Here is an 18,430-nt window from a genome sequence, read left to right on the forward strand (position 1 = left end):
GCCGCGCGGGTTCAGATTCTTATACTACCGGCAGGCTTTTCTCTCAAAACTCGGCTCTTGCTCAGACACCGAGCCCGCTGGCGCGGGCGATGGGCCCCTTCTCTCTCGGGAGACACTCTCGTTCTCCCCGCGCAAGAGCGACCCGGAGGCTACCTTGGTGCGGCTCACGTGGCGTGTCGCGACAGCGTTGATCCTTCTTTCGCTCTCCGCTTGCGAGCGGATCGACGTGTCGAAGGTGCGCGACGTCCTGGGCCCCGCCGACATTCTCGCCACACGCTTCGACTTCTATCAGCACGATCTGTTGGTCGAGGCGCTCGACGTACACTTGGACGCGCTCGAAACCTCGTGCACGTCCGCGATCGAGTCCGAAGCGGTCGTGCTGTTGCGACAAGCTCAAGCCTCCTTCTCCAAGCAGGGCGAAGCGCTCGAACGCTATCGAAGCCAAGGAACGACCGACGATCGGCAAGCCGCCATTCTCCACTGGTCTCGAGGCCGCGCCCTCGTCGCCGAAACCCGCTCTCGCCTGGGCCTTGAGTAGCCGTCGGCCCTTAGATGGCTCGGTGCTGGCTATTTCAACAGCTTACTCGGTGCTCCCTCGTTCGAGAGATTGGGTATACTTCCTGACGGAACCACCGAATCGACCGATCGTCATCGACGGACAATCAGGGAGACCACGTTCTTGCCGAGCCGGAAGCGAGCCGTGAACGATCCGCTCCACGGGCTCCCCGATCCGGTGCTCCGTCTTGCCCAAAGACCATCCCGACTGCTCCCCCTTGTCCAAGGGTCACTCCGACTGCTCCCCCTTGTCCAAGGGGGAGAGAGAGGGGGTCTCTTCCACGAGGGAGACACACATCAAGCCAAACGAGGTCTCCCCAAGCGACCTCGGCAGGCCGTCCCCCCGCCAACCAACCACCATCCCCACTGGCACGGCCGCCCAGGCGCCGCGATTGCCCTTTGCCTACTCTTTCTGGGGGCTTGCCAACGAGTTGATTTAGTGAAGTTGGGCCGTCCGTTCGGACCCGCGGACGTCTTGGCGAGTAGTTTCGATCTCGGGCATCACGACGCGATGGTGCAGGCCTTTGCCGAGCGTCTGGACATGCTCGAGGCGAGCCCCGAGGTACCCGTGGACGAGAAGACGATCGCCCTGCTTCGCCAGGCCGAAACCGCGTTCTTCGAACAGGGGAAGGCGCTGGAGCGTTTCCGAACCGACCGCTTGTCCGAGGACCGACAAGCGGCGATGCTTCACTGGACCCGCGGTCGCGCCCTGGTCACCGAAGCCAAGACCCATCTCGGCTTGGACTAGCCGCGGAGCGGCGACGAAGCCTAGGCTTCGTCTCAAAAGTTGATCGTCGGCCCGAGGCACAGCGAGTTGGTGGGGGACGAGGAGGTCGAAACAGGCGAATCCGTTGGATTCGTCGATGCAGACCGACAAAGTCCCGCGGCAACGTAGCCAGCCGAAGCCAGAGCCGACTTTTGAGACGAAGCCTAGTGCTTTCTCAGATCCAAACGTTCGGGTGGCACTGGCGTCTCGTCCGCCAGTGAGAAGTGATCGTAGGTTCACAATCCGAAATCGAACGTTTGACGAAGCCTTGCATGCTGTTCCAACTTGAAGTTGGTGTTTGTGCAACCCCAACCTTTTAGCACTGGCTGACAAGCAGCCAGTGGCACCCGAACACTTCGATGGACCAGTGCACTCGCCAAGGGTCGCAACAAACAAGTACTGCCCCCTCAACAACAGCTTGCATCTTCCACCCCATGCTCACCCCGCGTCCGCGAAGGCTTAAGAGCGACTCGAGGAGAAGATTGGTCCGGAGTAGGCGTTTCCGTTGGCGGATCGATCGGGTAGCGTGGAGGATGCGGGACGCTTGCAGCCAACCGGGCGGCGAAAAATGGGTGGAATTCGATTGCATCAGCGCCCGATTCGAGTTAGTTAATATTGTTAAATAACTCAGCTGGGGGAGACTCCCCCTCCGGACCGCGGGAACCGCTTCGCGACCAACCGCGCCACGCCGACGCGACGTCTGAGTCAACGCCGGCTACTTCGGGAACCTCCGCCGTGGAACCGTGCTTATGAGATCCCTTGGTCACGCGACATCCTGGATGCCTCTTCTGCTCGCCGCATTCCTCGCCGCGCCCGCGTCGGCCGACTCGAGAACCTCGGACTCGAGAGCCTCGAAATCATCTGCCGGCAACAACGACCACACCGCTTTCTTCAAGGATCACGTCCGCCCCCTTCTCACCAAGCATTGCCTCAAGTGTCATGGGCATGGCAAGACCGAAGGAGGCCTCGACCTCACCTCCCGGGCGTCGCTCCTCAAGGGTGGCGACTACGGTCCCGCCATCGACCTCGAGAACGTCGAGGAGAGCCCGCTGCTCGAGGCGATCAACTACGACGGCCTGGAGATGCCACCAACCGGCAAGCTCCCCAAGAGCAAGATCGACGTCCTGACCAAGTGGGCCAAGAGGGGGGCGCCCTGGGGGCCCAACGACGAACCGATCGCCGCCGAGCACGAGGAAGCCGGCCCCCCCGCGGTCAACGACGAGAACCGAAAGTTCTGGTCCTTCCAACCGGTCAAGCGGCCCGACGTTCCGGAAGTAGGCAACCCCGCGTGGATCAAGAATCCGATCGACGCGTTCGTCCTCGCGAACCTCGAGTCGGCCGGGCTCGAGCCCAATCCGCGAGCCGAGAAGCTGACCCTCCTGCGACGGGCGACCTACGACTTGACGGGCTTGCCGCCGACGCCCAAGGAGATCGACGAGTTCCTCGCCGACACCGAGCCGGGAGCCTACGAACGGCTCGTCGACCGACTGTTGCAGTCGCCCCACTATGGCGAACGTTGGGGCCGGCACTGGCTCGACTTGGTTCGCTACGCCGAGACCAACAGCTTCGAACGCGACGGTGCCAAGCCCCATGTCTGGCGCTACCGCGACTACGTCATCAACTCGTTCGGCGACGACAAGCCCTACGATCAGTTCATCCGCGAACAACTCGCGGGCGACGAGATCGAGGGGCGCACCGCCGAGCAACTGATCGCCACCGGCTACTTCCGGATCGGGCTCTGGGATGACGAGCCGGCCGATCGGCTGATGGCGGAGTTCGACGAACTCGACGACTATGTCCGCACGACCGGCGAGGTCTTTCTCGGGCTTCGCATCGGCTGCGCCCGCTGTCACGACCACAAACTCGATCCGGTGCCGCAAGCCGACTACTACCGCATGCTCGCCTTCTTCCGGGGCATTCGCCACTATGGCGTTCGCTCCCCGGAGAGTGTCGCGGCCGCTTCGCTGCGGTCGATCGCAACGCCCGAACAGCAGGCGTCCCACGAGAAGGTGATCGCCGACTGGCGTGGCAAGATTGACGACGCCAAGGCTCAAATGAAAGCGATCGAGGACTCGGTTAAGGACGACTTCATCCCCGTCGAGCACGAGGAGTTCCGTCACGAACAGAGCCGCGTCTCCATCCTGAAAAAACGTGTCCCGAAGAAGCTTCCGCAAGAGAACTTCGATCGCTACGTCGCGCTGGGCAAGCGGATCAAGCACCTCGAACGCCATCGCCCCCAGCCGTTGCATCTGGCCCTCTGCGTGACGGAAGTCGGCCCCAAGCCGGCGACGACGCACGTGCTTGGTCGCGGCAATCCGCACTCTCCCTCCGAGGAAGTCTCTCCCGGATTCCCCTCGATTCTCGGCGTGCCCGATCCGACGATCCCGATCGCCGGGAACGATGCCCCTACCTCCGGCCGACGCACGGTGCTCGCCGATTGGATTGCGAGCGAGGAGAATCCGCTGACCGCGCGGGTGATGGCCAATCGGGTTTGGCAACACCACTTCGGCCGAGGCATCGTCGCGTCTCCCAACGACTTCGGGATGGCCGGATTGAAGCCGACTCACCCCGAGTTGCTCGATTGGCTGGCGAGCGAGTTCGTCCAGATGGGCTGGCGACTCAAGCCGCTGCATCGGCTGATCATGACGTCGAACACGTATCAGATGTCCTCGCGAGCGAACCCGAAAGCGTTGGCGGCGGACCCGGACAATGAAACCTTCTGGCGATTCAACATGCGACGGCTCGGGGCCGAGGAACTGCGGGACTCGATTCTCTCGGTGATCGGATCGCTCAACCCGAAGATGGGCGGCCCGAGCATCTATTCGTTCATCCAGGACGAGGTGCTCCAGGGGCAATCGCTTCCGGGCGAGGGTTGGGGCAAGTCGCCGCCGGCGGAACAGAATCGCCGCAGCGTCTACATTCACGTCAAGCGGTCGCTGATCACGCCGATCCTCGCCAGTTTTGATGTGGCCGATGTCGATTCGAGTTGCCCGGTTCGCTTCGAGACGACGCAGCCGACTCAGTGCCTCGCGACGCTCAACAGCGAGTTCCTCCACGAGCGGGCGAAGCGTTTCGCGGAGTACCTGACCAAGCAGGCCGGCGACGACCCGAAGTCCCAAGTCGAGTTGGCCCTCTTGCGGACCTTGCAGCGTCCCGCGACCGAGGCCGAGATCGCCCGGGGCGTCAAGCTGATCAACGAACTTATGGCGGATGATGGAGCGACGCCCGAACAGGCGCTCGCGTACTTCTGCCTGGTGACGCTGAACCTCAACGAGTTCCTCTATCTGGACTGAGCGATCCGAGACCGTTTGCGTCGTCGGCCGGACATCGCCTGGAAGGACCGATGGACCAATGGGCTGGAGAGAGACCTGATGATGAAGAAGCAGACCCCCTCTAACTCCCCCTTGGACAAGGGGGAGCAATTGGAATCAACCTTGGACAAAGGGGAGCATTCGAACTCCGCGGGAACATCGCACTTCGTGGCGGGGCGTCCCGAGTGCGGCCGGACGAGGCGCGAGTTCTTCTGGCAAACCGGGGCGGGCTTCACGTCGGTCGCTCTGGCGGGCATGCTGGGCAAGGACTTTCTCGCGCGGCAAGCGGTCGCGGCCGACGGCGTCACGCCCTACAAGTATGTCAACCCGCTGGCACCGAAAGAGCCTCACTACCCCGGGAAGGCCAAGTCGGTCATCTTCCTGTTCATGTACGGCGGCCCCAGCCACATCGACACCTTCGACTACAAACCCGACCTGGTCGGCATGGACAACAAGACGGTCAAGGTGAGAACGTTCGGTCGTGGCGGGCACAAGAACGAAGGCCGCATCGTCGAGCCTCGCTGGAAGTTCAAGCGGCACGGCGAGTCGGGTCAGTGGGTCTCCGAACTCTTCCCACATCTTGCAACGTGCGTCGACGACATCGCGTTTCTCAAGTCGATGACCGCCGACTCGCCGATCCACGGCTCGGCGATGCTGCAAATGAACTCGGGCAGGATCCTCAGCGGCAGCCCGGCGCTCGGCTCGTGGGTCAACTATGGACTCGGCTCGGAGAACGAAAATCTACCGGGGTTCGTGGTGATGCTCGATCCTCGCGGCGGCCCCATCAGCGGCGCGAAGAACTGGAGTTGCGGCTTCATGCCCGCGTCGTACCAAGCGACGGTGATGCGAGCGAAGGGTTCGCCGATCCTCAACCTCAAGCCGCCGACGGAGATGACGCCCGCGATGCAGCGGCGCGTCCTCGACTCCCTGCGGGACTACAACGTCGAGCATCAAGGCCCGCGGATCGACAACTCGGTCCTCGCGGCGCGGATCGCCAACTACGAGCTTGCGTACAAGATGCAATCGGCCGCTCCCGAAGCGGTCGACCTCAATCAGGAATCGGAGGAGACCAAGAGGCTCTACGGTCTCGACGATGAGCGTTCGGAGGTCTTCGGGCGCCAGTGCCTGATGGCCCGTCGGCTGGTCGAGCGGGGAGTCCGCTTCATCCAGCTCTACTCCGGGGGCAATCACTTTCTCTCAACATGGGACGCTCACGGCGACTTGGTCAAGAATCACAACTTGCACTCCGGCGAGACCGACAAGCCGATCGCCGGGTTGCTCAAGGACCTCAAGCGGCGGGGCCTGCTCGAAGAGACGTTGGTGGTCTGGGGCGGGGAGTTCGGTCGGCAACCGACGGCCGAGTACGCGAAGGGAACCGGCCGCGACCACAACGCGTACGGCTTCACCATGTGGATGGCCGGCGGGGGCATCAAAGGCGGTCAAAGCGTCGGCCGGACCGACGAACTGGGCAGCGCGGCGGTCGAACGGCGGCTTCACGTCAAGCACTTGCACGCGACGATCCTGCATCAGCTCGGCCTCGACCCCAATGCGCTGACGTACTTCTACGCGGGGCTCGATCAGAAGCTCGTCGGGGTCGAAGGGGCCGAGCCGATCGCCGAACTCATCTCCTGAGCGAGTCGTGAGACGGATCATCCGAATCGCTCAAGGCCTCCTTCGCGGCCGCCTCGCGCTGGTTTCGCGTCCTTTTGCGCGCCGTTTCCGTCCAAAACGGACGCAAAACGATTGAAAAGGCACCCTTTTTCGTTCAGTTTGTGGGGACATTGAGCGGCTTTCCGTCCATTTTCGTCTCGAAGGAAAGCTTGGGGAAGCTCGATGAACCATCCAATGGAACCGACATGAACAAGACTCGTTCGACCCTCCTGCTGCTCCTGGCGGGCGCCTTCCTCGTGGGATGTGGTGACTCCGGCGGAGGCAACAGCAAGCCGACCGTCGCCTACGTGACCAACGGCATCGCCTCCTTTTGGCTCATCGCTGAAAAGGGCGCCGAAGCGGCCGCAAAGGACTCCGACGTCAACGTCGAGGTCAAGATGCCTCCCAAGGGGGTCGCCGACCAAAAGCGCATGGTTCAAGAGCTCCTCACCGCCGGCGTCGACGGCATCGCCATCAGCCCCATCGATCCCGCCAACCAGGGGGATCTGTTCAAGGAGATCTCCGAGCGAACCAACCTGATCACGCAAGACTCCGACGCTCCCGAGAGCGACCGTCTCTGCTATATCGGGATGGACAACTACAAAGCCGGCCGCATGTGTGGCGAGTTGGTCAAGGAAGCGATGCCCGAAGGAGGCACCGTCATGCTCTTTGTCGGACGCCTCGGCCAGCTCAATGCCCGCTTGCGTCGCCAGGGCGTCATCGACGAGTTGCTCGATCGTGACGAAGACCCGAATCGATACGATCAGCCCGGCTCGGAGATCAAAGGGGACAAGTACACCATCCTCGGAACCCAAACCGACCTGTTCGACTTCGCCAAGGCCAAGTCGCTCGCCGAAGATTCGATCGCCAAGTATCCCGATCTCGGCTGCATGGTCGGCCTCTTCGCCTACAACCCGCCCAAATGTCTCGAAGCGGTGAAGGAAGCTCAGAAGGTCGGCCAGATCAAAGTCGTCGGCTTCGACGAGGATGACGAGACCCTCCAAGGGATCAAGGATGGCTCCCTCTACGGCAGCGTCGTCCAGAACCCCTACCAGTACGGCTACGAGTCGGTCCGCGTCCTCGCGGGACTCGCGCGCGGCGATCAATCGGTCCTTCCCGAGGGCGGCTTCCTCGACATCCCCGCCCGAAAGATCAAAGCCGACACCGTCGACGAGTTCTGGGCCAATCTCAAGGAACTGACCGGAGAATCCCCGAAGCCCGCCGACGAGTCCAAGGACGAGTCGACAAAAGGCGAGTCCAAGGACGAGTCGTCGAAGGGATCCTAGTGACCGTTCCGCCCGTGAATCACTGGCTTTCTTCACCTCTCCTCGGGGAAAGGTCGGCGAGTTCCGTGAGCCGGGTGAGGGGAAGAACAATTCCGCGACCAGGCGCACGTCCACGACGAACAGCCCCCTCACCCCTAACCCCTCTCCCACGGGGAGAGGGGAACAAGAGGCTCGCTCTCCCACGGGGAGAGGGGAACAAGAGGCTCGCTCTCCCACGGGGAGAGGGGAACAAGAGGGTCACTCTCCCACGGGGAGAGGGGAACAAGAGGCTCACTCTCCCACCGGGAGAGGGGAACAAGAGGCTCACTCTCCCACGGGGAGAGGGGAACAAGAGGCTCACTCTCCCACGGGGAGAGGGGAACGATAGGGTCTGGCCGCTGGTCATCGTTCGAACACCAAGTCGTTTCGAAATCCGATACGGAAGATCATCGCGTCTCGCACGCTCCGAGGCAGTGCCATCGCCATGACCGAAATCGAATCATCACCGCTTCTCGAAGCCCGGGGAATCACCAAGCAATTCCCCGGCGTCCTCGCCCTCCACAACGTCGGCATGTCGCTGCGCGCCGGCGAGATCCTCGCGGTAATGGGCGAGAACGGCGCCGGCAAGAGTACACTGATGAAGATCCTCGCCGGCGTCCAAACGCCCGACGAGGGCCAACTCTTCGTCGACGGCCGGCCCGTCACCATCGACTCGGTCGAGGATGCCCTGGAGGAAGGAGTCGCCCTGATTCACCAGGAGCTCAACCTCGCCGACAACCTCGATGTCGCCTCGAACATCTTCCTCGGACGCGAACCGCGGAGCCAAGGCCTGATCGACGACCGCGAGTGTCGACGCAGGGCGAGCGACTACCTCAAACAAGTCGGCCTCGACCTCTCGCCCAAGCGAATCGTCGGCACCCTTTCCATCGGCCAGCAACAGATGGTCGAGATCGCCAAGGCGCTCTCGGTCAACGCCCGCGTGCTGATCATGGACGAGCCGACCTCGAGCCTGTCGCAGAGCGAGACCGAGGCCCTCTTCCGCGTCGTCCACGACTTGCGACAACGCGGCGTCGGCATCGTTTACATCTCGCACCGTTTGGCCGAGGTAAGCCAGATCGCCGATCGGGTCGTCGTCCTTCGCGACGGCGAGAACGCCGGGGAGCTAGCGCGGGAGGAGATCGCTCACGACCGCATGGTCAAGCTCATGGTCGGACGCGACATCTCCGGCTTCTACGTTCATCTTCCCCACGAACCGGGCGCGGTCGTCCTCGAGGCACGCGATCTGGTCGTTCCCGAACATCCCACGCATCCGGTCTCCTTCTCGCTACGGGCGGGCGAGATCGTCGGGATGGCGGGCCTGATCGGAGCCGGCCGTACCGAACTTCTACGCGTCCTCTTCGGCGTCACCCGACCGCTCGGCGGCACCATCAGCTCCAGCGGTCGTCCCGTCACCTTCCGGGAGCCCTTCGACGCGATCAAGCAGGGGATCGCCCTGGTGCCGGAGGATCGCAAGCTCGAAGGCTTGGTCCTCGAGATGTCGGTCCGCGAGAACGTCGGGCTGGCGGGGCTCTTCCAGCATCGCGGGCCGTGGGGCTGGCGCAACGGAGTTCGCGAACGCGACGACACGACCCGGATGGTCGAACGGCTCAACATCAAGACCCCGACCCAGCACCAGATCGTGCAGTTACTCTCCGGCGGCAATCAGCAGAAAGTCGTGCTGGGCAAATGGCTCGCGTTGGGACCCAAGGTTCTCTTGCTCGACGAGCCGACCCGCGGCATCGACGTCGGGGCCAAGCAGGAGATCTACCGGCTCATGGAGGAACTCGCTCAACAGGGCGTTGCGATCCTCTTCGTCAGCAGTGACCTGGAGGAGATTCTCAGCATGTCCGACCGGACACTGGTGATGCACGAGGGAGCGATCACCGGGGAACTCGCCCGCGAGGAACTGAACGAAGAGGCGGTGATGCGGCTCGCCACCGGAGCGACCGCCGAGCTAACGTATTCCCAGTAAGAGTCCCCAGTAGGGTGGGTCTCGACCCACCAACAAGAACTCCGCGACCAAGACACGAACGCAACGACTCAGGAACCTCGAACGACCATCATGAAGAAAACGCTCGGCATTTTGGGACTCTTGATCGTCGTCGTCGCGATCACGGCGATGGGCAACCCCAAGAGCTTCCTCTCGCCCTACAACCTCGAAAACCTCACGAAGTGGACCAGCCTCTTCGGCATCATCAGCATTGGGGTCTCGTTCGTCATCATCACCGGAGGCATCGATCTCTCGATCGGCTCGGTCGTTGGACTGACCGGATGTCTCCTCGCGATGCTCGTCAGCGATTGGGGCGTCCCGGCCGTTCTCGCCGTCCCGATCGTTCTGGTCATCTCCCTCATCCTGGGACTCTGCCATGGTCTGCTCATCGCCAAGCTCAAACTTCAGCCATTCATCGTGACCCTCTGCGGGCTCTTGCTCTACCGCGGCATTTCTCGCTTCATGTCCGGCGACGATACCCAGGGCTTCGGCAACGAACACCAAACACTTCGCATGCTTGCCAACGGCAAGATCCCAATTCCGTTTACCGACGGGTTCGACCTCCCCATCCCCGCGATCATGCTGATCGTGCTGGCAGTCGTCGCCGCGATCTTTCTCAACAAGACGATCTACGGACGCTATCTCCTCGCCCTCGGACGCAACGAGCAAGCCGCGCGCTACAGCGGCATCAACACCGACGTGATGGTGATCCTGTCCTACGTGATCTGCTCGATGGCGGCGGGTTTGGGGGGCGTCCTCTTCGCGCTCGACTTGAATTCGGTGCAGCCGGCGAGCATGGGCGAGTTCTACGAACTCTACGCGATCGCCGCGGCGGTGCTCGGAGGCTGTAGCCTTCGCGGTGGTGAGGGAACGATCTTCGGTGTCCTCATCGGGACCGCGGTCATTCAAGTCCTGCGAAATTCGATCAGCATCCTCGGCATTCCGAGCCAACTCAACTTCGCGATCATCGGCTCGGTCCTTCTGATCGGGGTCGCCGTCGACGAAATCGTCAAACGAATGGCGGCCCGGCGCCGACGAACGATGCGCGTTCAGGCGTAGGTTGGTCGACTTGCCAATGAACTCTTCGGTGCCATGCCCACGCTTGTCGTGGTCATGCGGGAGGCGCCTTCAAATCGGCGAAGTTATCCGTCACCAAAGTTGGTCGTGAGGGCCGTCCGTTCCCGGCAACGAGTCATTCAATGGACTGTGGGGGATGACGTCGCCGGGATGGCACGATCGATTTCAACGAATCTGGGAGAACCGTGATGTTGACCGAGTCTTGGCTTCTATCGACTGTCCTGGTCGCGCTGCTGTTGCTCGCGGCGCCGATCGCCTTCGCGGCGGAGGCCCCCAAGGCCGAACCCTTTGGCGAAACCGCCGACGGCGTCGCGGTCAGTGAATACACGCTCACCAATCCCAACGGCATGGTCGCGAAGCTCATCACCCGTGGCGCGACCCTTCGCGAACTGCACGTGCCCGACGCCAAGGGGAACCTCGCCGATGTCGTGCTCGGTTTTGACGACGTCGCCGGCTACGAGTCCGAGGGCAACCAATACTTCGGAACGACGACCGGCCGCGTCGCCAACCGCGTCGCCAAGGGCAAGTTCACCCTGAACGGCAAGGAGTACTCCCTCGCCACCAACAACGACCCCAATCATTTGCACGGCGGTGGCCCTCGTAGCCTCGACAAGGTCGTCTGGAACGCCGAGCCCTTCGGCACCGACAACGGCCAAGGCGTCACGTTCACCTACACCAGCCCCGACGGCGAAGAGGGCTACCCGGGCAACCTCGCGATGGCGGTCACCTACACGCTCACCAACAACAACGACCTGCGCATCGACTACAAAGCGACCACCGACCAAGCGACACCGGTGAACCTGACTCATCACAGCTACTTCAACCTGAGTGGCGCGGGCTCCTCGACGGTGCTCGATCATGAATTGATGCTCAACGCCGATCGCTACACGCCGACTGACGAGACCTTGATCCCCACGGGCAAGCTCGCTCCGGTATCGGGGACGCCGCTCGACTTCACCAAGCCAACCGTTGTTAGCGAACGCATCGACGAGTTGGTCTCGACGCCGGCGCTCGGCTACGACCACAACTACGTCTTGAACAAGAAGGGGGACGAACTCGCTCTCGCCGCGAAACTTCGCGATCCCTCCTCCGGCCGCACGATGAGCGTGCTGACGACCGAGCCGGGGGTTCAATTCTACACGGGCAATTTCCTCATGGACCAGAAGGGCAAGGGAGGAAAGGCCTATCCCAAGCGAAGCGCGCTTTGCCTAGAGACGCAGCATTTCCCCGATTCGGTGAATCAGCCCACATTTCCATCAGTGATCTTGAATCCAGGGCAGACCTATCGCCAGACCTGCATCTACCGGTTCGGTTCCGAGTAGACTTTTCCCACGTCCCTCCTTGTCCAAGGGGGGAAAGAGGAGGGGTCGGTTTTCCCATCGATCCATCGTGAGCCATCGCTCCACCTGGTGGCGAACGACGACAACACGCGAGCGTTCCCTTGACAGGGCCGCTCGAACCAACGATAGTTAACCTTATTTACTAATCACGACCCGAAGAACACGCGAGAGAGTCTCTTCCATGGCCAAGACTCGTTGGGGAATCCTCAGCACCGCCAAGATCGCCGTTGAGCAAGTGATCCCCGCCCTGAAATATTCGGACTCCTGCGAGGTCGTCGCGATCGCCTCCCGACGGCTCCCCGGCGCCCAGCAAGCGGCCGAGCGGCTCGGTATTCCCAACGCCCACGGCGCCTACGACGATCTGCTGGACAATCCCGACGTCGACATCGTCTACAACCCGCTCCCCAACCACCTTCACGTCCCGTGGACGATCAAGGCCCTCGAAGCGGGCAAGCACGTCCTCTGCGAAAAGCCGATCGGTCTCAGTGCCGCCCAGGGGCAGGAACTCGTCGACGCGGGCCGGCGCCATCCGACGCTGAAGCTGATGGAAGCCTTCATGTACCGGCACCATCCGCAGTGGCGACTCGCCCATCGGCTCGCCACCGACGGCAGCATCGGCGAGCTTCGGACGATTCAGACCTTCTTTTCCTTCTTCAACAACGATCCCGAGAACATTCGCAGCAACCCCGATTGGGGCGGCGGCGCTCTCATGGACATCGGGTGCTATCCGATCTCCCTCTCGCGGTTCCTCTTCGGAGCCGAACCGACGCGGGTGCTCGGCACCGTCGAGTTCGATCCCGAGCTTCATATCGACCGGATGACGTCAGGCGTGTTGGAGTTCGAGCGGGGAACGTCGACCTTCACGTGCTCGACGCAGTTGGCCGACTACCAGCGCGTCAACATTGTCGGCACCGAGGGCCGCGTCGAGATCGAGGTGCCGTTCAACGCTCCGATCGATCGCCCCTGTCGCCTCTGGCATCAGGATCGACACGCGGTTCGCGAGCTGACGGTCGACCAGTGCAATCAGTACACGATTCAGGGAGATCTCTTCTCGCAAGCGGTCCTCAACGACACGCCGGTCCCGACCCCGATCGAGGACGCGGTTTCGAACATGTTGGTGATCGAGGCGATTCTCGAAAGTGGCCGCACCGGTAGTTGGGCCCCGATCGATCAAGAAGTCGAAGCGGTCTGAATGTTCGAACAAGAGAGTGACGCGGGATCAGTCACGGTCGATGATGTTTTTTATGGGGACGATGTCGGACGGAAGAGCCCGAAGAAGGAAGAGCCCCCCTCTAACTCCCCCTTGGACAAGGGGGGAAAGAGGGGGATCGGATGCCGCATGCTCGCCCAGCGGGTCGGAAACTCTCCTCTCGCGCCCGGTGAATGCGACTCAATCCACCGTCGAGCTCGGCTCGTCGACTAGTTGGCGGCCTTGGTGCCCGACTTGACGACCGAGACCCCATTGGGATCGAGGACGTCGAACCCGCCGTCCGCGGCACGCTTGAGGTAGGCGCGAATCGTGTCGCCTCGCTTCGGGGCGCCCCTCAAGCCGCTCGGACCCACCCATCCCTCGGGGCTCGACTTCAAGACCCAGTAGCGCATGTAGAGGACTTGTCCCGGCGAAGGGCCTTCGCCCTTGGAAACCTCGTCGACCACGACCTCCGCGACGAAATAGGTCCGCACGAACCCCTTCTCGGAACGCTTCTTGTGAAAGACTTCCTTCACTTTCCCGGTCACGACGACGTTCGCGTCGGACTGCAACTCTTCCGGACTTCGCGGCGGCAACGCGGCCCAAGCGGCCGGAGCCAGCCCGCCCAAGATCACCACCAGCATCATCCCACGCAGCGCGTTCATCGCCTGTCTCTCCCGTGACTGTCGACTTCCCAGGGCGTCGTCGCGTTCGCGAAACGGCTCCTCTCGGGGGGCCGCATGGGATCGCCTTCCCCGACGCCTCACGGCTTCCCAAGAAATTGCGGTCAACCGATCCCCTACTTCTATACTTTTCGCGTATGAGAAGAAGGGCCCGAAGGAAGCTGGCCCGCGAATCAGGAGTGTTTCTCCATCTTGCGGAAGTCATGCCGTATCATGGGAGCGTTAGGGCTCGGGCGGCGGCGACTTTCCTTTTCTGAGGATGATTATTCGATGGGCAACGAGCGGTCTTTTTATGTCCCGATCTCCAATGACGGCAGCAACGAGATGCCGATCATCCCGGTCAACGACGACAAGGGCTCGCACCTGTTGTTCACGACGCCCGAGAAAGCGGACGAGTACATCCACTTGCTGGAGTGGGATGAGGAGTTCGCGGTGGGCGAGTTGCCCGCGGACGCGCTGCTCCCCTGGATGCTCGAGCTTCACGAGAGCAACGTCGACTACATCTTCATCGATCCTTCCGCCTCGAGCGATTCGCAGGAAGCGGTCGATGTCGCCCAACTGCTCGAAGGGCTCAATGAGACCCTGATCGAGACCCTCACCCCCGAATCGGACGAGGACGATGAGGACGATGACGAGGACTTCGACGACGAAGAGGAAGAGGAGAGCAAGGACTAATCGAGGTGCCTCGCTCTCCCATCCTCCCCGACTAAGGTCTCCGTCAAATTCGGTCCTTCGGCCCCCAAGATCGTGGGCCGAGACGATGTCTCCGGTCCCAGGTCGAGGGGCCGAGACGATGTCTCCGGTCCCAGGTCGAGGGGCCGGGACGATGCCTCCGGTCCCAGGTCGAGGGGCCGGGACGATGGTTTCTGAGCTTCGTCCCAAGCACCAAGTGCTTTGCCAGCTCCAAACGTTCGGGTGGCTCTGACTGCTGGTCAGCCAGTGAGAAGTGGTCGTGGCTTCACAACCCGAAATCGAGTGCGCGGTCGGTCGGCCCTTCCCAATCGCCGCGAGTCAGCCTCGTACAACGAATCAACGTTCGAAAGCGAGTTGCTGGAAGCTGACAATCTCCACACCGGGGAGTCGACGCAAGTCGTCCGCCAACGCGTAGAGGTCCTCGGCCGTCGGCACCGATCCGGAGAGGGTGAGAATTCCCTTCTCCAGTTCGTAGCGAATATTGCCCGCCCGCGGATCGCTGGCCAGGAAGGCGTCAATCCTCGGATCGGTGTGCGGTCCCGCGGCGGCCGGCGCGAGCCAGTTCTGGGCTCGCTGCACGCCTCCCCAAGACCCCGACTGCAAGACCTCCGGCCGGCGATGATTGGCGTGGGGATCGCGTTCGTTCCATCCCCATTCGCTCGTCGATTGCGGCGAGCGCGGCGGGCTCGTCGGTCGGGCCTGCGCCATGAGCGTCGCCGGAAGCCGAAGCTGCGCCGCGGGCTTGGGAGCCGGCTCGGTGGTGGCCGGCGGGATCCGACGAAGCAGGTACGTCGCGACCATCGGCGAACCGACCTTTCCCGAGATCCGCTCGGTCGGCCCGATCCGCTCGTAGCGATCGTTTGAGGAATCGGGTTGATTCGCGCTGGTCGAGGCGATGGTCGGAGCCGACAGCCGCACCGTCCCCGTCGAACGCAGAGTTCCGGCGGAGCGATAGATGCCCGGCGAATTGGTCGGCGTCGACAGCCTGGCCGGGGCCCACGGGACCGAGGAGGTCGAGCGACTGCGTACCACGAGATGACTATCGAGCCGCGTAATACCCGGCGTGCTCTGCGCGAGACGCTCGGCACGGCTCTTCTGGGTCTCGGTGATGACGTGCCCTTGCAGGGTGAGCACGCCCTCGTTACTGGTCACGTGGATAGAGCTGGTCGCCAACTCGCGATCCTGCCGCAAGAGCCCGCGGCACCGGCTCACGAGCAAGTGATCGCTCGGGGGCTCGGGCTGACGTCGTCCGAAGAGGGATGGCCGATCGTTGGCTCCGGTCGCTTGCTCGGCTTGATCGCCGCCACGGCGTTCGCCCCGCTTGAAGATCCGCGGGAGCCACGACTGCTTGCGCGAGACCGACCGCTGGAGGGTAGGGCTCGTCGCGACCGGGGCGGAGGTGCTGACCCAAGTGGTCGACGCAGGGGACACGGCCGGTTGCTGGACCGGTGCGGTGACCGGCTGCCAAGCGGAACCCGCGCTGACCGCGAGGGTCGCCGCAAGACAGGTGGCCGTCATTGTCGTCATCAAGGGATCACCTCCGAATCGTTCCTGACTCCGTCGGGCTTCCGCGAGGGGACGGTCCGGGTCGACCGATCAGCGAGCGTCGACCACGTTCGTTGGCCCTCGGGATGTCTTGGAGCCGAGACAACTATACCCCTCTCCACTCCAGCGGAAGAGCTCTAGGACCCGTGAAAAAGGCGGAAATTCAACATCGCGTGGCGGACCTAGGGGAAGCTCCTCCCGGGCAAACCTGGCTGTCCGGCGAAGCGGTATCGATTGCCTGGGAGGTTGCGAGTCCGGAGGGTTCGACGGGTGATGCGGGTTGGACGGGGGGAAGAGCCTCCCTGGAGTTCGGCGGCAACAGCCTGCCCTACGTGTGCGGATTGCACCGAACCCCGCTCTGCCCCGCCGTGTCCTTTTGCGGGAAGACAAGTCGCGGGTCTGCCACGTGCACGGGCACCGGGGCGGCGGAGGGGGGGCGGAATTGACCTCGATTTCGCCATGACCTAAAATTGAGGGCAGTCCTGACGATTGCCGCCGAGACGGGTTTGTCGTCGAAAGGATACGTCCGCCGCGGGGCAAGAACCGTGGCGAGCCAGGGACGACAAGCTATCCTGGCGGGCGCTTCTTGCAAGGCTCGTGATCTCATGTGCCCTGCCGCGCCCATCGCGAAAATCAAAGAGAAGGAGAGTGGACCACTTTGGTCGATCGACATCGTGAAGACTTGACCGTCCGACAGGAAGGGGCGGTCCTCGTCGGGGTGACACTCCCCAACACTTCGGAATCCAACGACCATCCTCTTTCGGAGTTACGTGGCCTGGCGAAAACCGCCGGGGCTCGCATTCTCGGCGATCTGCACCAACGCCGCAACAAGCCCGACATCGCGACCTATCTCGGTAGCGGCAAGGTCGAGGAACTCGGCGAGATGGTCGAGGAGCGCGACGCCGACGTCGTCCTCTTCGACAACGAACTCGATCCGGGCCAAGTCCGGAACCTCGAACGACGCACGCATACCAAAGTCGTCGACCGGACCGAGCTCATCCTCGATATCTTCGCCACCCGAGCCAAGACGCACCAAGCCCGGCTCCAAGTCGAACTCGCCCAGCTCGAATACCTCCGCCCCCGACTCAAGCGGATGTGGACCCACCTCGAGCGTCACGGCGGTGGCATCGGCACCCGGGGACCGGGCGAACAGCAGCTCGAAACCGACCGCCGACTTCTCGACAAGCGGATCCGCGACCTGAAGCAGCGACTCTCGTCGATCCAACAGCGTAAAAAACGCGAGGTCAACCGTCGCAGCAACGAGCTGCGCGTCTCGCTCGTCGGCTACACCAACGCCGGCAAGAGTACGCTGATGCGCCGACTCACCGGCGCCGATGTGCTCGTCGCCAACAAACTCTTCGCGACACTCGACACGCGGACCCGACAATGGGCGATCCCCGGCTGGACCAAGGTGCTGCTCAGCGACACCGTCGGCTTCATCCGCGATCTGCCGCACGACTTGGTCGAGTCGTTCAAGGCGACCCTCGAGGAAGCGACCCACGCCGACCTCCTGCTCCACGTCGTCGACGCCAGCAACCCCTACGTGCGCGAGCAAATTAAGTCGGTCGAGAAGGTGTTGCGCGAGCTGGAGGCCGAAAGCACGCCGACCATCCTCGTCCTCAACCAGATCGACTGCGTCGAGGATCCGACGATCATCCACGGCTTGCGTGCCTCGTACGCCAACGCGGTCGCCGTCAGTGCCGCGACCGGCGAGGGAGTCGGCAAGCTTGAGCAACTCGTCCAGAAGATGCTCAGCGAGCGTTTCGTCACCGCCGAAGTGACGACGCACGCCGGCAACGGCCGCTTGCTCGCGTATTTGAACGCCCATGGCGAGGTCGAGGATCAGCGCTACGAGGGTGAATCGGTGATCGTCACCGTGAAGATCGCTCGACACCTGCTCGAACGCGTCTCCTCGGATGAGCTCGAGATCACCCTGCTTGACGGCGCCCCCTTGATGGACCCCGTGGCCGATGACGAGTAGGCGAACACGGGCGGCGAGCAACCCTTCGTGACTCGGAGGGAAGGAAAACTTCGAAGAAGGACGAGCCCCCCACCGGAAGAGACCCCCACCAACTCCCCCTTGAACAAGGGGGGAAAGAGGGGGGGGCTTCCCATGCCTATGTGCCACTCTTCCGCGACACTCTTCCCTCCCTTCCGCAGAGGTCTTCTCGCTTCCTCACGGCGCTCTCCCCGCCTACTCACCGAGGTCTTCCCACCTCCTCACGGCGCTCTTCCCTCACTTCCGACGACCACGGCGTCAAGCCAATCGGAGCGCCCACGATCACCGATTCGAAGCATCTCCTGATTTTTTTGTTCTACGGCGGAAG

At 62.8% G+C, this 18,430-nt stretch carries 13 protein-coding genes; 11 read left to right on the forward strand and 2 right to left on the reverse strand.

The features are described 5' to 3' along the window. The first annotated feature begins 154 nt into the window (after positions 1-154). The 9 genes from Pan216_RS24580 (at position 155) to Pan216_RS24620 (ending at position 13,185) form a co-directional block, all read left to right on the forward strand. Positions 155-538 carry a hypothetical protein gene (locus tag Pan216_RS24580; protein WP_145262334.1) on the forward strand — a complete coding sequence of 128 codons (384 nt, stop codon included), beginning with the start codon at positions 155-157 and terminating at the stop codon, positions 536-538. A 456-nt stretch (positions 539-994) separates the two neighbouring features. Then, positions 995-1,303, forward strand: coding sequence for a hypothetical protein (locus tag Pan216_RS24585; RefSeq protein ID WP_145262336.1), 309 nt, complete (start codon positions 995-997; stop codon positions 1,301-1,303). 767 nt (positions 1,304-2,070) lie between these two features. Further along, positions 2,071-4,614: a PSD1 and planctomycete cytochrome C domain-containing protein gene (locus Pan216_RS24590; protein WP_145262338.1), complete on the forward strand. Its 2,544-nt coding sequence runs from the start codon at positions 2,071-2,073 to the stop codon at positions 4,612-4,614. A 78-nt stretch (positions 4,615-4,692) separates the two neighbouring features. Next, positions 4,693-6,264 (forward strand): DUF1501 domain-containing protein, encoded by a 1,572-nt coding sequence (locus Pan216_RS24595; protein WP_419192947.1) that lies wholly within the window; start codon positions 4,693-4,695, stop codon positions 6,262-6,264. Between the two features lie 224 nt (positions 6,265-6,488). Then, positions 6,489-7,568: a sugar-binding protein gene (locus Pan216_RS24600; RefSeq protein WP_145262340.1), complete on the forward strand. Its 1,080-nt coding sequence runs from the start codon at positions 6,489-6,491 to the stop codon at positions 7,566-7,568. A 463-nt stretch (positions 7,569-8,031) separates the two neighbouring features. After that, on the forward strand, positions 8,032-9,558 hold the full coding sequence (locus tag Pan216_RS24605) for a sugar ABC transporter ATP-binding protein (RefSeq protein ID WP_145262342.1): 1,527 nt from the start codon (positions 8,032-8,034) through the stop codon (positions 9,556-9,558). 90 nt (positions 9,559-9,648) lie between these two features. Next, on the forward strand, positions 9,649-10,635 hold the full coding sequence (locus Pan216_RS24610; RefSeq protein WP_419192948.1) for an ABC transporter permease: 987 nt from the start codon (positions 9,649-9,651) through the stop codon (positions 10,633-10,635). A gap of 206 nt (positions 10,636-10,841) precedes the next feature. Continuing rightward, positions 10,842-11,975, forward strand: a complete 1,134-nt coding sequence (locus Pan216_RS24615; protein WP_145262346.1) for an aldose epimerase family protein — start codon at positions 10,842-10,844, stop codon at positions 11,973-11,975. 199 nt (positions 11,976-12,174) lie between these two features. Next, a complete protein-coding gene (locus Pan216_RS24620) occupies positions 12,175-13,185 on the forward strand; it encodes a Gfo/Idh/MocA family protein (protein WP_145262348.1) in 1,011 nt (336 codons plus the stop codon). Positions 13,186-13,412: 227 nt separating this feature from the next. Here Pan216_RS24620 and Pan216_RS24625 read toward each other — a convergent pair whose 3' ends face one another. Next, a complete protein-coding gene (locus Pan216_RS24625; RefSeq protein WP_145262350.1) occupies positions 13,413-13,847 on the reverse strand; it encodes a hypothetical protein in 435 nt (144 codons plus the stop codon). Between the two features lie 288 nt (positions 13,848-14,135). On the opposite strand from Pan216_RS24625, the gene Pan216_RS24630 reads away from it, so the two are divergent. Continuing rightward, entirely contained in the window at positions 14,136-14,540 is a 405-nt protein-coding gene (locus tag Pan216_RS24630) for a hypothetical protein (protein ID WP_145262351.1), read from the forward strand. Between the two features lie 354 nt (positions 14,541-14,894). Here Pan216_RS24630 and Pan216_RS24635 read toward each other — a convergent pair whose 3' ends face one another. Next, positions 14,895-16,085: a BON domain-containing protein gene (locus tag Pan216_RS24635; protein WP_145262353.1), complete on the reverse strand. Its 1,191-nt coding sequence runs from the start codon at positions 16,083-16,085 to the stop codon at positions 14,895-14,897. Positions 16,086-16,761: 676 nt separating this feature from the next. On the opposite strand from Pan216_RS24635, the gene hflX reads away from it, so the two are divergent. Continuing rightward, complete coding sequence (gene hflX, locus Pan216_RS24640; protein WP_145262355.1) at positions 16,762-18,084, forward strand: GTPase HflX; 1,323 nt, start codon at positions 16,762-16,764, stop codon at positions 18,082-18,084. Positions 18,085-18,430 lie beyond the last annotated feature (346 nt).

The sequence above is a fragment of the Kolteria novifilia genome, assembly GCA_007748055.1.
Classification (GTDB): Bacteria; Planctomycetota; Planctomycetia; order Kolteriales; family Kolteriaceae; genus Kolteria; species Kolteria novifilia.